Source organism: Pseudoalteromonas sp. T1lg24 (assembly GCF_002964745.1).
GTDB classification, from domain to species: Bacteria; Pseudomonadota; Gammaproteobacteria; order Enterobacterales; family Alteromonadaceae; genus Pseudoalteromonas; species Pseudoalteromonas spongiae.
The window spans coordinates 841,185-856,605 of sequence record NZ_PQCB01000006.1; the positions used below are offsets into that span (position 1 = coordinate 841,185).

Below are 15,421 nucleotides of genomic sequence, written 5' to 3' on the forward strand. Positions count from 1 at the left end.
TCCTAGTTATCTGAAACCACAACAGTGATGTGGCTAGTACGCTTAAGGATGCGATCCGCACGACCTTTAGCACGTGGACGAATACGTTTCATTGTAGGACCTTCGTCTACAAAAACTTTCGCCACTTTAAGCTCATCAATGTCAGCACCTTCGTTATGCTCTGCATTCGCAATAGCAGACTCTAGTACTTTCTTAACTAAAACAGCCGCTGATTTCGGGCTGTACGCCAGTATTTCTAGCGCGCGATCAACAGGTAGTCCACGGACTTGATCTGCAACTAAACGTGCTTTTTGCGCTGAACCAGAGGCGAATTTGTGTTTAGCTAATGCTTCCATCATATTCCCCTATTAACGCTTTTTAGCTTTCTTATCAGCAGCATGGCCGCGATAAGTACGTGTAGGTGCAAATTCACCTAGTTTGTGACCGATCATTTCGTCCGAAACAAATACAGGGACGTGCTGACGACCATTATGGACAGCGATGGTCAATCCGATCATATTAGGGATGATCATTGAACGACGGCTCCAAGTCTTTATAGGCTTCTTGTCACCGCTTTCCAACGCCTTCTCTACCTTCTTCAGCAAGTGTAGGTCAATAAAAGGACCCTTCTTGAGAGAACGTGGCATGGCAATTCCTCAACTATTACTTAGTACGACGACGTACGATAAATTTATCAGTACGCTTGTTCTTACGTGTCTTAGCACCTTTGGTAGGCTTACCCCATGGAGACACAGGATGACGACCACCAGAAGTACGACCTTCACCACCACCGTGTGGGTGGTCTACTGGGTTCATGGCAACACCACGAACTGTAGGACGAACACCACGCCAACGGTTAGCACCAGCTTTACCTAGTGAACGAAGCATGTGTTCTGCGTTACCTACTTCACCTAAAGTTGCGCGACAATCCGCTTCAACTTTACGCATCTCGCCTGAACGTAGACGAAGTGTTACGTACTGACCTTCACGAGCAAGGATCTGAACGTATGCACCCGCTGAACGAGCGATTTGAGCACCTTTACCAGGCTTAAGCTCAACGTTGTGAACAGTAGAACCTACAGGCATGTTACGCATTGGCAATGTGTTACCAACCTTGATCGGTGCATCAACACCAGATTGGATTGAATCACCAGCTTTAAGGCCTTTAGGTGCGATGATGTAACGACGCTCACCGTCTGCATATAATACAAGAGCGATGTTTGCGCTACGGTTTGGATCGTATTCTAAACGCTCAACTTTAGCCGGAATACCGTCTTTAGTGCGTTTGAAATCGATTACACGGTAATGATGCTTATGACCACCACCAATGTGACGAACCGTGATACGACCGTTGTTGTTACGACCACCTGATTTAGAGTTTTTCTCTAGTAGCGGAGCGTATGGCTTACCCTTGTGTAGATCAGGGTTAACCACTTTAACGACGTGACGACGACCCGCAGAAGTTGGTTTACACTTTTGAAGTGCCATAATTCTAACTCCTTAAATTACTCGGCGCCGCCGACAAAGTCTAATTCGCTGCCTTCTTTAAGAGTAACGTAAGCTTTTTTCCAATCAGAACGCTGACCGAAACGCATACCAGTGCGCTTTTTCTTACCCTTAACAACAAGCGAACGAACACCCGTTACTTCAACTTCGAAAAGTTTTTCTACAGCTGCTTTAATTTCAGCTTTAGTTGCATCTTTAGCTACTTTGAACACAATAGTGTTGCTAGTTTCAGCATTGATAGTACTTTTCTCAGAGATGTGCGGAGCACGTAGAACTTTTAATAAACGTTCTTCAGAGATCATGCTAATGCCTCCTCAAGTTGCTTAACAGCTGCAGCTGTAATAAGAACCTTATCGAAAGCAATTAAGCTTACTGGGTCAATGCCCGCAACGTCACGTACGTCTACTTTATATAGGTTACGTGCAGATAAGAATAGGTTCTCATCAACTTCTTCAGTTACGATTAGAACATCTTTAAGCTCTAGCTCTTTAAGCTTGCTTACTAGTTCTTTAGTCTTTGGTGCTTCTAGACCAAAGTTTTCAACAACTACTAAACGCTCTTGACGAACTAGTTCAGATAGGATGCTTTGAATCGCACCGCGATACATCTTACGGTTAACTTTTTGGCTGTGATCTTGCGGCTTAGCTGCAAAGCTCACACCACCGCTGCGCCAGATTGGGCTGCGGATTGTACCAGCACGTGCACGGCCAGTACCTTTTTGACGAAATGGTTTCTTACCGCCACCACTTACTTCAGAACGTGTCTTCTGAGCTTTAGTACCTTGACGAGCACCTGCTGCGTAAGCAACAACTACTTGGTGTACTAATGCTTCGTTAAACTCACGACCAAAAGTAGCTTCGGAAACCTCAAGAGCGCCTGATGCGTCTTTTAACGTTAATTCCATCACTAAATCTCCAGGACTTAAGCTTTAACAGCTGGTTTAACGATTACGTCGCCATTTACTGCGCCAGGTACTGCACCTTTAACAAGTAATAGACCACGTTCTGCGTCAACACGAACAACTTCTAGGTTTTGAGTCGTTACACGCTCAGCACCCATGTGACCGGCCATTTTCTTACCTTTAAATACTTTACCAGGTGATTGGTTTTGACCAATTGAACCCGGAGCACGGTGAGATAATGAGTTACCGTGAGTAGCGTCTTGCATGCTGAAGTTCCAGCGCTTAACACCACCTTGGAAGCCTTTACCTTTAGAAGTACCAGTTACGTCAACTTTCTTAACGTCGTTGAATACTTCAACAGTAATTTCGTTACCAACTTCGAAGTCACCCTCGTCGCCAGATAGACGGAATTCCCACAGACCACGACCAGCCTCAACACCAGCTTTAGCGAAGTGACCCGCTTCTGGTTTGTTTACACGGCTAGCTTTCTTCTCGCCTGCAGTCACTTGAAGCGCGTTATAACCGTCAGTAGCTTCAGATTTAACCTGAGTTACACGGTTTGGCGTCGCTTCGATAACGGTTACTGGGATTGAAACGCCATCTTCAGTGAAGATACGAGTCATGCCCACTTTACGACCGATTAGACCTAATGCCATTTTCCTAAAACCTCTCTAATCTTCCGATTAACCCAGGCTGATTTGAACATCAACACCAGCAGCAAGGTCTAAACGCATTAGTGCGTCTACAGTCTTGTCAGTTGGCTCTACGATGTCGATCAGACGTTTGTGGGTGCGGATTTCGTACTGATCACGCGCGTCTTTGTTAACGTGCGGAGAAACAAGTACAGTGAAACGCTCTTTGCGTGTAGGAAGTGGGATTGGACCACGAACCTGAGCACCAGTGCGCTTAGCAGTTTCCACGATTTCCAAAGTTGATTGGTCAATCAAACGATGGTCAAAAGCTTTTAGGCGAATACGAATGCGTTGATTAGACATTCAATTAAACCTCAATAAAAAGAGCATTTTAAAAAGAGCATAAAAAAACCGTCAACTCATCCAAAAAAATTGGAAAGCGACAATCTTCTTATATCTTACCTTTGAACTCCAAATCGGAGTTCCTGTTCATGGGCTTGAAATCCAAGCCTCTATCTTTAACTTTCAAAGCTTGTAAGCGGACTCACAATTTTGAAAGTTTGCGTATTATAGTGATATTGATGATAAATGCAACAGTTTTTTTGAGGCAGGGTTTAGGGTTTAGGGTTTAGGGTTTAGGGTTTAGGGTTTAGGGTTTAGGGTTTAGGGTTTAGGGTTTAGGGTTTAGGGTTTAGGGTTTAGCAGACATTCTGAATATCTGGAATCCTAACACTCAAGAGTCTTTGTGAGTAAAATAAAATGGGGGGTGGATAAATCCCCCATTTGGTCCAAAGAAAATCGCAATGTTAAATATCAATGCGATGAGCCTAGACTACTGACTGAGCGCCCTATTCTCTAGGCTAAAGTGATAATACGAACAAATTTGGTGACAAACGGCGAAGCTATTACAATTTGAAATAAAGATTCTTATCTTTCACCGAGATAAGGTTGCTCATTTGTAACGAATAGCTACAAAACGATTTGTTCTGGCATTTTCTATCAAGGACTTTAGCTTGGGACAAAAGCCTAATTACTCATCAGCTACAACAAAAAAAATAGGAGCCTAGGGCTCCTATTCAAATATCATGCTAAGTTTTATTAGAAGGCAATCGAGTAGTTTGCATATACAACACGACCAATGATGTCATGGAAAGCATCATTGAAACCATCACGTAACTCATCATTTAAGTCCGCAATATTATCAGTTAGGTTACGAGCACCAACTGTAAGCTTGCCATACTGATCTGTTGTGTAAGATGCAGACAAGTCAATTGTATTCCAGCTTGAGAAGTCTTGACGCGGAATGTTAGCTAACTCATCTTCTGGTGTTTGGCCTTTAAACGCAGCTGTATAACGATATGTAAGGTTTGCGTCAAAATCACCGATGCTATAACCAAAACCTGTGTTGAAACGATACTCCGGGGTATCTTGATAACCGACTTCATCAAAACGAGGAGATGTCGGTGTATCTTGCGTTTCATACTCTAGCGTATATGAGCCTTCAAAGCTGTAGCGAAGCTCACCGTAATTACCTAAGTCAAAACGGCTTTTCACACTTAAGTCAATACCGCTTGTTGTAATACCAGCCATGTTAATAGAGCTTGTATTTACATTTGTTAGCGTACCATCTGCATCACGTGTAATGTTAATACGATTAGGATCAAAGTTACTTAGTAAACCAGCCGCTTCTAAGTCAACTACTGATTGTGCGCTAAGAAACTGTACTTGCTCATTGATTTCAATATTGTAGTAATCGACAGTCATTGATGTACCATCAACGATATCCCAAACTAAACCTAATGAGTACTGATCAGATTCCTCAGGATTTAGACCTTCATTACCAGCACTTCGGCGCTCAATTTGTTGCGGTTCACACACATCAGCACCTTCACGGTCCGCCGGCGGCAATGCTTGACAACTAGTTGTATCAATTACACGGTTAAAGCTTAATGCTTCATCACCTAGCAAGTCATCTAAACTAGGAGCACGGAAACCTTGACCATATGACGCGCGAAGCACTAGGCTATCAAGCGCTTGATAACGCGCATTAATTGCTGACGAAAGTTTACCTTTGTCCGGCACACTATACTGGTCATAACGTGTTGCGACTTTTAGTGTTAGGCTTTCTAAAACAGGTAAATCAACTTCAGCAAACGCCGCTTTATAACTGCGCTCACCAGCACTGTCACCACCAAATGCACCTAGCACTTCACCATTTGCAGTCTGGCGGTCCATTTGATCTACATACGTGTCATCTCGATACTCTGCACCAATAGAGTATGCAAGTGTACCACCACCAAGTTCTAGGTTTGTATCAGATGCCCAACTGATTAATGCCGCTTTTGATACAGTTTCCGCTTCACGCGTAAAAGTATGCTGGAAAAGAGCCATATCTTCTGCCGATGCATTACCACCAAGAACGAACGGATTCCAACGCCCATCGGCTACCGCTTCTCTAAATCTATCTTCGAAAACGTAGTGCTCAGTTTTGATATTCACTTTTTGCGTACTGTGTTGAAGGTCAACTTTAAGTGAACCCATATCAGTGTTGTACGTTAGTGATGTTGAAAAATCTAAAACATTACTATCAAACGTTGTTTCACGATCAGCAGCACCATTCATACGGCTCCAGTATTGGATACGCTGAGGGTTTGCTGTACCAAAAGTTGGGTTATTTGGATTATCAGCTTCCATGTAGAAGTTAGCTGTACCAAATCCTGTATTAATACTTGTCGAAGCCGTTTCAGAGCTATCAAAAAGTACCATTACTTGAGAATCCCATACTAGGTTATCTGTAATGTCATATCCTAGGTGGCCAAATATAGAGTCTTTCTTACGATCTGGTAAAAAGTCTTTACCATCTAAGTAATTGAAACCACAGCGTGAATCTGTAGGACTATTTACAACAACCTTATCTGCTGGACAGTTAGGGCCTGGCACACGGTCACCAATAGCATTACCTTCCGCATCAACTGGACGATAAGTTCCGTATGGAGAATAAAGTGAACTGCGGTTGTAACCAGTTTCCCAGTCAGCTTCTAGTTGAGGTCGGCCACTGCCGCCACCAGCTAGACCTTCCCACTGCTTATGCTCCATTACAACTGTTGAGCGAGCTCGCTCACCTTGAGAACCGAATGTAAGTGAAACGCCTGCTTCATCACGTTGACCACGTGTTGGGTTTGCAAATGAACCTTTAACTAATAACCCTTCAAAGTCTTTTTTCAGAATAATATTGATTACACCACCAATTGCATCTGAACCATAAATAGCCGATGCACCATCACGAAGGATATCGATACGCTCAACTGCTTCAATTGGCACAAAGTTTAAGTTAGTACTTGTACCACCAAACGTTGCAGAAGGGGCAATACGGCGACCATTGATAAGTGTTAATGTTCTTTCTGAACCTAAACCACGCATACCTGAACTTGAGTGGTTTTGCGCAGAACTACCGCCCGCACTTACAAAGCTACCTTGTGTGTTGTACGGCATTTGAGCAATAACTGCTGATAAATCTGTTAAACCTGTTGCCGAAATATCTGCTGATGTAAGCGTTGTAACAGGAAGTGCCGATTCCATATCTGTTCTTTGTATACGTGAACCTGTTACTTCAATGCGTTCTACTTCTTCTGACGAAGCATTTTCTTCTGCCGCATTTACTGAAAAGTTGATAGATGATAGCAATGCTGAGGTAATCGCAACCTTTAACACTGACTTATTGAATTTTTTCATTTATTTTATCTCCCTGGAATAATATTGCGTTGAACTAGTCAAACGCAAAGCTCAACCTAATTACATTAAGAAGGCATTTCCATTTGTATTATTCAAGAGGATCCAATTTAAGGACAAGCGGCGAGACTTGAATTCAAAAACTATAAATCTGACATAAAAAGACACATGTATTAACTTTCTGTTTATCTATATTTAAAGAATCACACCAGTAATATTTGAAATAGTAAAATAATCCCTTAATTTAAGGCATAAAAAAGCCAACGACAATGTCGCTGGCTTTGAGTTACTAAACTACTAATTAAAATGAATATTTAACGCCGAGTGTAAATACTCGTCCATCTAGTGAATACAAATCTCGTGAAGTTGCTGCGGAATCCTGCACCCAACCACCAACAGTATCAATTGCCGGATCTTCGTCTGTTAAGTTACGTACACCAAAAGCAAGGTCTAACCCATCCATCGCAGAATAAATCGCATTAATTGAATGAGTATCCCAAGCTTCAAACTTACCGCCTGTGTCCGAATCTGTTTCAGCAATCCACTGATACATATAGTTCACGCGTAAGTCACCAATTTCATATAAGAAATTAAAATTAGCTCGATTCGCTGGATAACCTTGTGTACCTGGTTGATCAAATAATACACCTAAGATTTCTTCTTCATAAGTTGCAATATGAGACCATTGTAGTTCAGGCCTAAAATCACCAAAGCTAGTTTCATGCAAATACTGGATCTTTAAATCAACACCTTCAACAGTTCGTGATGCAAGGTTAGCAACAGGATTAATTAGGCCACAGTCTGGGTATTTTTTAACTGCGCATCGCGTTATCGCTCCTGGTATACCATTTTGCGAAGGAGCACGATTAACAATTACACCTGCGGGAAGATTGTTCGCTTGCTCAAGCTCAAATACATCTTTAAATTCAATTTGAGTAACAACATCTTCAAGCTCAACACTATAGTAATCCGCTGTAATTAAGAAATTATCTACCGGTTCTAAAATGATACCAAAGTTATATGATTCTGAAGTTTCAGCTTTCAAGTCTGGGTTGCCCGCTGAATATGTCTCTTGCTGACCTGCAGGGCAATCTTTATCTGCAATACCTTGTGCACGACAACGAGTCGTATCGACAATACCATCAAAACTCTGCTGTGGTTGCGCATATAAGTCCGTTAGGTTTGGTGCTTTAAAACCTTGACCATATGAAGCTCGTAATTTAAGCCAGTCAGTCGCAACATAAGATGCTGAAATTGATGGTGAGACTTCTGAGCCAAAATCATCGTAGTCATCATAACGCACCGCCATATTGATATCTAAACCTTCAATAATCGGTACATAAAGTTCGCCAAATACTGCGGAACGTTTACGCTCGCCAGCCGCGCTGTTACCTGATGAACCTAATACATTGCGTGCTTCACGATATGCATCATAAATATCTTTATAATCTTCACTTACATATTCTGCACCAGCAGACCATTGAAGTCCGTCGCCACCTAGTCCAAGTTCAATATCCGTTGAACCATTCAACACAACTTGGAATGAAGATGTTTCATTGCCTAGGTCACGAGAGAGCGTAGCGTTACTATTTGCTATCGCAGCTTTGTGCTCAGAATCTTCAGAATATGGGTCTAAGTAATTATATGCCCCGCTAGCCACTAACGCTTCTATGTTAGATTTTAGAATGTAATTTTCGCCTCGGCTATTCGCATCATATCGGTATTTACGGAAACTAACATCATATTCAATATCAGTTGACCCTATTACACCATTAAAGCCAAGTACTGCATCAATTTCAGTCGCATCAATACTATCGTTTCGAGTTCCGTGACCTTTAAATCGGTGATAAAGAATAAAGTTTTCACCTACTGGATTAATAGGCGCGTCTGCCGAAACCGCAAACCCACCAATGGCTGGTGCAAAACGACCATATGACTCAACTTTAGAAATTCGACTCTCAAAATAGATCTGATGATCATCACCAAGATCTCTTCTAGCATCAACAAACGTAGAAAAGCGCTCAACATCCATTGTGTTATACGACACTTCACTAAAGATGTAGCCACAACCTTCACCAGAGTAACCGAAAGGGTCGCGAACAAGTAACGAGGTATCATCATTACAAGGACCAACAGCGAAACCTTCTGTAAAATCTAAATCAAAGCCGGTATTACCGCCAGCATTCGCGCCAGTAATATCGATTGCATCACGCGGGATACCAGTACCTGTTTGCACAAAACCTGTATAGTCACGATCTTTATCTGCGATGTGATCTTTCTTTGAATACTCAAACGAGAAAAGAACGCTTGAAACATCACTTGAAGTACCTGTAGTGATCTTGAAAGACTCTCTATCACCACCGTCTTGACTAGGAATATCACTGTTGTACTCAACAACTGTGCCATCGAAGTTTTTCTTCATAATGATGTTAATAACACCACCAATCGCATCCGCACCATAAACAGCGGATGCACTATCTGTAAGGATTTGAATACTTTCAACTGCAGACATTGGGATTGTGTTGATATCCACCGCCGAACTACCAGTGAAGGCATTGCCCGGCACACGGCGACCATTTATTAGAACTGCAGTGCGATCTTCACCTAAACCTCTAAGATTGACTAGCGCGGCACCGCCAAAACTGCTACCCGATTGTTCACGGTAAGAACCCAAAGTGTTAAATGATGTATTTCGTAAAACATCGGCTACACTGTCAAAACCTTGTTCTTTAATAGATTCTGCTGAAATTACTGTAACTGGTGTAGCTGTTTCAAGGTCTGAACGTTTTATACGTGAACCTGTAATTTCAATACGTTCTACGTCTTCAGCTGAACGTTCTTCAGCTGCATTTGCGTTTAAGTTAACCCCTGTTAACAACGCGGATGTCATTGCTATTTTTAGCGCTGACTTTTTAAATGTATTCATTATGATAATCTCCCTGGAAAAATTGCGCGACTTAGTCAAACGCAAATTGCAACCTAATTACATTGGAAGACTATTGCTATTTATATTACTTAAAAGGAATGAAGTGAGTGGTAAACGGCTCAAGGTTAGTTAAAAAGCCATAAGCCGGAAACAAACAGATACAAACATTTACTTTATAGTGTTCGGTATTTAGAGAAAGTTGGGGCTGCTCTTGCTAAGTGAAGCTCCTTAGCATTTACTGTCCACGCGTAATTTCAGGTTTATTCATACGCTTGAGTGTATTTTGTGCCACTTCTTCATCACGCTTAATTTGCTCAATTGTACGACACACTTTAGTTTTTCGATTGCTACCTGTACGAGACATCATTTCACATCTCACTCCATTAACGTCGGTATCAGCTTCTTTTTTCTGTACACTAGCAAGTTGATCTCGCTTAAACATATCTTGTGACGATTCACAACCAACTATAAATAACAGTGAAACACTCAAAATTATTAGAGATTTATACATTTTATTGTCCTTAAATAAAAAAGGGGTGAATAAACACCCCTACCAGGGTTATAGTCCGTTAAAAGTTAACAACAGCACGTAAGTACATATAACGGCCAATAATGTCGTAAGTTGCTACGTCAGTATTTGCACCGAATGCTGAGAATACGAATGGCGGTTCTTCATCAAATAAGTTATCAATACCAGCAGTAACTGTTAAGTGATCTGTCACTAAATAGCTACCCTGTAAGTCAACGACTACATTTGATTCAACACTGCGATCAAACGGGTCTGTCCACCAACCATTTTCTGTTTCAGTAACGCCATCAATGTAACGCGTGGTAAGTGTTGCATCCCAATCATCTTTTGACCAACCCACTGTAAAGTAGTTTTTAACTCTGCAAAGTGACCATCATGATTTACTTCAAAGCGGCCAACATGATCAATTGTTTCAGATGCTAAGTGCTTATCATATTCAAGTAAGTAAGTACCATCTAGAGACAGGCGCCATTCACCAAAGTTCGAATCAAAAGTATAGCGAATATCAAAGTCAATACCTGCAGTATCGATACCACCTACGTTTACCGCATAATCATCTACCGTAATAATACCGCCATATGCAGCACTGTCTGCGCCAAATCGAGTAATACGGTCACAGTATTCACCTCGCTCGAAACATCCTGTTAAAGTACTTTGAGTACCTACTGTAGATAGCGCATTATCAAGTTGAATTTCCCAGTAATCGACACTGAAAGATAGATTTTCAATAAAGTCCGGTGTGTACACCATACCCACAGTTAAAACATCAGCTTCTTCAGGCTCTAACTCAATCGAACCGCCCCAGTTTTCTGCACCACCGGTGTTTGATGGAATTTGCTCAACGCCATCTGAATCATATCCATTCGCTGGAACACCTGTTGCAATACAATTTGCAAAATTCGGTGAGTTCTTAACTGCTTCATATGCTGCATCTGACCCATACGTGTTCGCATCACATGGATCTGCAGCCTCTGGGAAGCCTATAGCTGCGCCGCCTACTAAGTCATCAATTGTTGGTGCTCGAAATGCAGTTGAAACAGTTGAACGAAGTAACAACGCATCTGTAGGCATCCATTTAAGACCAATTTTACCCGATGTATTGTCACCAAAAGAACTATAATCCGAATAACGGAATGCTGCACTCAACTCGAGCATGTGAGCAAATGGTGCGTCGTCCAAAATTGGCACAATCGCTTCACCAAACACTTCTTGTACATCATATCCACCTTCCGTACTTACTGCGTTACCAGCTGTAGTTGTACCTTGAAGGATTAGCGAGTCAGGCTTGTAATATCCTGATTCTTTACGGTATTCATATCCCGCTGCAAACCCTACAGGGCCCGCTGGTAAATCAAATAAGTCACCAGAAACAATAGCAGAAAGAGTCTCTTGACGGTTTTGACCTAACTCTGTTGTGTTATAGTCTCCCGAAATATACTGTAACATTTCAGGAGTAATTGCAGTATCAGTACCAGGTTGGCCAAATATGTTAAGTGGTACACACCCATCAATTACAGCCCCTTCAGCATTCAAACATACAAGCTGAGCGCCATTCGCAGCATCTACAATTGCGTTACCGTCAGCATCGGTAATAAGTGACCCGTTTGCATCTAACCAACCTGTTGGACCGGCAGCATCACCTACTCGAGCTAGGTTGAAATAGCCTTCAGCACGCTCTGTTGCGTCACTTTGACCGAAGTTATACGAGATCTCCCAATCCCAGCCATTTTCAAATACACCATTAAAACCTACTACAGTTCTAAATGTCTTGTAATCTCGTTCATTTTTACGACCGCCCGTTTCTAGCATACGGCGACGCCAATCATCTATCTGGAATGAATTACCGTCTGGATCTTTCGGACCATATTTTACGTTGTAATAGTTGTCTGGCGAATACGGTGCTGCAGTACCGAAGAAAATAAGTGGTGCTAATGGCTCAGGTGCAATTAAGCGTTTACCGACCGTTTGTACATAACTCATCTCAGCAAATGAGTTTACTTCACCTAAAACACCAAACTCACCTAGCAAGTAATTTGCAAACACATTCACATATTTACGTTTACTTGGAGTTTGTAGATAATTCACTGGGTTATAGTTATATGAATCTGTCGCCCCATCATAAGGGCGCCAATCACCAAACTCAGGCCCTTGTGTTACATTGCCACCATCGTAGCCATCCATATTACTCCAAGGTGGCGCAGATGAACCGCCTTGCTCAGTGCTACCATCAGCATAGGCTCGAAGTTCATACTCTGAAAAACTTCTGTCTCCCTGAAAGGCGTCACCTTGGTCGTTATAACCTAATGACACAACGACATTTCCGCGATCACTCGCTGCACCAAATGTTAAATCAACCCCTTTAGCTTCAGCATCACCTTCGCCACTTTGACCCGCGTTCAGTTTTAGTTCAAACCCTTCATAATCATTTCGCGTTATGATATTCACCACACCAGCGATCGCATCAGAACCGTAAGTAGCAGAAGCACCATCTTTCAAAACTTCTACACGCTTAACTACCGAAGTTGGAATAGTATTAAGGTCAACGGAAGCATTTGCGCCATTACCGCCAGCAACCACACGACGACCATTGATTAACACTAGTGTTCTTTCATCACCTATACCTCGCAATGAGAAACGCGTACTAGAGTCACCGCCATTATTGGTCTGAGTATTAACCGCGGCGCCTGCAGATGAGGTTAAATTTTGCAGTAAGTCACCAACGTTGTTAACACTCATTTTACTAATTGCCGCAGCATCTATAGTCGTGACTGGGTTCGCACCTTCCATATCTGTTCGCTTAATACGTGAACCAGTTACTTCGATACGTTCGACTTGGTTTTCCGCAGCTTCTTCCGCTGCATTAGCTGAAAAAGTAACACCTGACAGCAGCGCTGTTGATACCGCTACCTTTAATACTGACTTCTTAAATTGAGCCATATTAGATTCTCCCGGGAAATTACATGTTATTATATTGTTGCTTTATTGTTTCAATTTAACTTTAACATCGTTTACAAAATAATAACAAGCATATTTAGTTACCACACCGAATACACAAGCGGCGCTATAATCAATTTAAGCGGATGCTAATGTCATTTTAGTTACAAAAATAAAAATAATTTTACAAAACCCCTACATATCAAGTTTTCCCACCTTAATAACCACTAACATTTTGTTACTCCTTGTTACCCAAAAAGACTTACAAGATAATAAAATCAATGCCAAAATAGGTTTATCTTATAGTTAAAGGGAAACTTGCGTAATGAGAAAGTTCAGTCTTGTAATAGCAGACGAAAAAGAGAGCAATAAGTCTGCATTAAAAACATTGTTAAAGGAGCACGAAAACTTTGAAGCAATTGCGTTAGCGTTTGACTGGTCTGAAGCAATCAGCATTGTAAATACAATGCAAGCTGACGTTCTTTTTATTAATCACAACTTGCTGCCCGATTTAGACGCATTAGAAACATTAGCTCAAGAATGCCCTGACTATACACAGATCGTTTATCTTGGAGAGTCAGAAGCAGAGGCAATTTACGCATTCGAACATGATTTTGCTGACTATCTTTTATTCCCATGCGATAGGAATAGATTTAATAAGTGCATCAAAAAGCTTTCGTCACGACTCAATAACAACAAACAGCTCCCTTTTGAGAATATTCAAAGTTTGATTAATCAATTAAACACGACTGATCAAACACTAATAGTAAAAGACTCTGGAAGAATTAAGCTGATCGATTGTAACGACATCGTCTGGGTTGGCGGCGCTGGTAACTATGTCGAGCTATATTTAGTGAATGAAGAGCGCCCTACACTTCACAGAGAGACACTATCTGCTATGGAAACCAAACTAGCTGATTTAGGGTTTATACGCATTCATCGTAGCGTAATCGTCAGGAAAAAGTGTATCGCTGAGCTCAAACCCACTGACAGCGGCGATTATCAGGTTACTTTACGCAATGGGCATCAACTTAGTCTTTCAAGACGGTATAAGTCATCGATGACAGGTATCATCTAATAACTACGATATAATTCATGTGATAAGTGTTTGTATGATATAAATAGTTTGTTTGTGCTAGTATGAACAAATAAAAGATAACTTGTATAAACACTCGTCTATGAAGCTTATTAAAATTTCACCAATCATAGCCTTAAGTAGCTTGCTCTTTGGATGTCAATCAAATGACTTTAACCCAGAGAGTAAAATTAGCACCATTACTGATGCAGAAACTAAACTTCAGAAAGCTATTGAAGATAAATCGTGTGATGCAAGCTATCAGTGCCGTGTAATCTCCTATGGTGAACGCGCATGTGGTGGCCCGAGTCGCTTTGATATTTACTCAATTAAGACAAGTAAACAAGAAGACATTGAATTCTTGGCAACAGAAATTACATCCTTTGAACAAGCTTATAATCAAAAAAACAAAGCATTTTCTACCTGTGAGCATAATCCAGCACCTCAAACGCTTTGCTTAAATAAAAAGTGTGAAGTAATAGAAAGAGAATAATACAAATCCCAAACCTAACGAAATCTTAATTTTTAGATAAACCAATTACTCTTAGTTAGGCACAGTCTATCAAACAGAAAACCCTTTATTTCTAATAAGCTAGTACCTGAAAAGAGGTCTACTACGCTTCACTAACTAAGCTCTATTTATAGTTATACTTGTATACCTTCCACAAAATGCTCATCAAACGATTCTAATGTACTTTAATGCGCAAATACCATTAGCTTCGCGGATAGAGGACTTTTATCGACCTTACTTTATTAGGTGAATTACAACCGAAACAAAGTTTCGCAGTGTAATGAGGTGAGGTCATGGAAGACCGATGTAACCGATCTACAGGGAGGTATTTATAACGATTCATCGAAATATAATCGTTCTTCAAGTGTCCACAGCGGTGAAGAGACACATGGGTGAAGATGGACCGACAAAAATATCCGGAATATTTTTGAACAGCTCTACTGGTCCGAAGGAGGGAAGGCAGGACGCCTGTAGTTAACGGAGTTTCGCAGCCTGAGGAAGTGAGCGCAAGGATGCGCGATGGCACCCAGCTTCATGGATGAATTATAGCGCTATAAATTCATAAAACGCCCAAACGCAAAAAGCCCGCTCATTGAGCGGGCTTTTCACTTAATTAGGAGCTTGGCGATGTTCTACTTTCACGTGGGCGAACCCACACTATCATCGACGCTGTTTCGTTTCACTTCTGAGTTCGGCATG

Annotated in this window: 14 protein-coding genes; 2 read left to right on the forward strand and 12 right to left on the reverse strand. The window is 41.5% G+C overall.

Features of this window, described 5'->3' with window-relative positions; translation table 11 throughout:
* Positions 1-2: 2 nt before the first annotated feature.
* The 12 genes from rplV to C2M30_RS06970 all read right to left on the reverse strand — a co-directional run bounded on the left by rplV (position 3) and on the right by C2M30_RS06970 (position 13,139).
* A complete protein-coding gene (gene rplV, locus C2M30_RS06920; RefSeq protein WP_010561268.1) occupies positions 3-335 on the reverse strand; it encodes a 50S ribosomal protein L22 in 333 nt (110 codons plus the stop codon).
* A gap of 12 nt (positions 336-347) precedes the next feature.
* A complete protein-coding gene (rpsS, locus tag C2M30_RS06925) occupies positions 348-626 on the reverse strand; it encodes a 30S ribosomal protein S19 (RefSeq protein WP_010561269.1) in 279 nt (92 codons plus the stop codon).
* Between the two features lie 16 nt (positions 627-642).
* Positions 643-1,467, reverse strand: a complete 825-nt coding sequence (gene rplB / locus C2M30_RS06930; RefSeq protein ID WP_010561270.1) for a 50S ribosomal protein L2 — start codon at positions 1,465-1,467, stop codon at positions 643-645.
* A 17-nt stretch (positions 1,468-1,484) separates the two neighbouring features.
* Positions 1,485-1,787, reverse strand: coding sequence for a 50S ribosomal protein L23 (gene rplW, locus C2M30_RS06935; protein WP_054979005.1), 303 nt, complete (start codon positions 1,785-1,787; stop codon positions 1,485-1,487).
* Positions 1,784-2,389, reverse strand: a complete 606-nt coding sequence (gene rplD, locus C2M30_RS06940; RefSeq protein ID WP_010561272.1) for a 50S ribosomal protein L4 — start codon at positions 2,387-2,389, stop codon at positions 1,784-1,786. Before rplD ends, rplW begins: the two co-directional genes overlap by 4 nt.
* A gap of 17 nt (positions 2,390-2,406) precedes the next feature.
* Positions 2,407-3,042: a 50S ribosomal protein L3 gene (rplC, locus tag C2M30_RS06945; RefSeq protein ID WP_010561273.1), complete on the reverse strand. Its 636-nt coding sequence runs from the start codon at positions 3,040-3,042 to the stop codon at positions 2,407-2,409.
* A gap of 27 nt (positions 3,043-3,069) precedes the next feature.
* A complete protein-coding gene (gene rpsJ / locus C2M30_RS06950) occupies positions 3,070-3,381 on the reverse strand; it encodes a 30S ribosomal protein S10 (RefSeq protein ID WP_010561274.1) in 312 nt (103 codons plus the stop codon).
* Positions 3,382-4,116: 735 nt separating this feature from the next.
* On the reverse strand, positions 4,117-6,750 hold the full coding sequence (locus C2M30_RS06955) for a TonB-dependent receptor plug domain-containing protein (protein WP_105171135.1): 2,634 nt from the start codon (positions 6,748-6,750) through the stop codon (positions 4,117-4,119).
* Between the two features lie 298 nt (positions 6,751-7,048).
* Entirely contained in the window at positions 7,049-9,673 is a 2,625-nt protein-coding gene (locus C2M30_RS06960; protein ID WP_100912464.1) for a TonB-dependent receptor plug domain-containing protein, read from the reverse strand.
* Between the two features lie 235 nt (positions 9,674-9,908).
* Positions 9,909-10,184, reverse strand: coding sequence for a hypothetical protein (locus tag C2M30_RS06965; protein WP_105171136.1), 276 nt, complete (start codon positions 10,182-10,184; stop codon positions 9,909-9,911).
* A gap of 58 nt (positions 10,185-10,242) precedes the next feature.
* Positions 10,243-10,395, reverse strand: a complete 153-nt coding sequence (locus tag C2M30_RS22040) for a hypothetical protein (RefSeq protein ID WP_325050739.1) — start codon at positions 10,393-10,395, stop codon at positions 10,243-10,245.
* 26 nt (positions 10,396-10,421) lie between these two features.
* The gene (locus C2M30_RS06970; protein WP_267894189.1) at positions 10,422-13,139 is read right to left on the reverse strand and encodes a TonB-dependent receptor plug domain-containing protein; all 2,718 of its coding nucleotides are present in this window, start codon (positions 13,137-13,139) and stop codon (positions 10,422-10,424) included.
* Between the two features lie 322 nt (positions 13,140-13,461).
* On the opposite strand from C2M30_RS06970, the gene C2M30_RS06975 reads away from it, so the two are divergent.
* Together C2M30_RS06975 and C2M30_RS06980 are read left to right on the forward strand one after the other, a co-directional pair.
* Positions 13,462-14,214 (forward strand): LytR/AlgR family response regulator transcription factor, encoded by a 753-nt coding sequence (locus C2M30_RS06975; protein ID WP_105171137.1) that lies wholly within the window; start codon positions 13,462-13,464, stop codon positions 14,212-14,214.
* A 100-nt stretch (positions 14,215-14,314) separates the two neighbouring features.
* On the forward strand, positions 14,315-14,704 hold the full coding sequence (locus tag C2M30_RS06980) for a hypothetical protein (protein WP_105171138.1): 390 nt from the start codon (positions 14,315-14,317) through the stop codon (positions 14,702-14,704).
* Positions 14,705-15,421 lie beyond the last annotated feature (717 nt).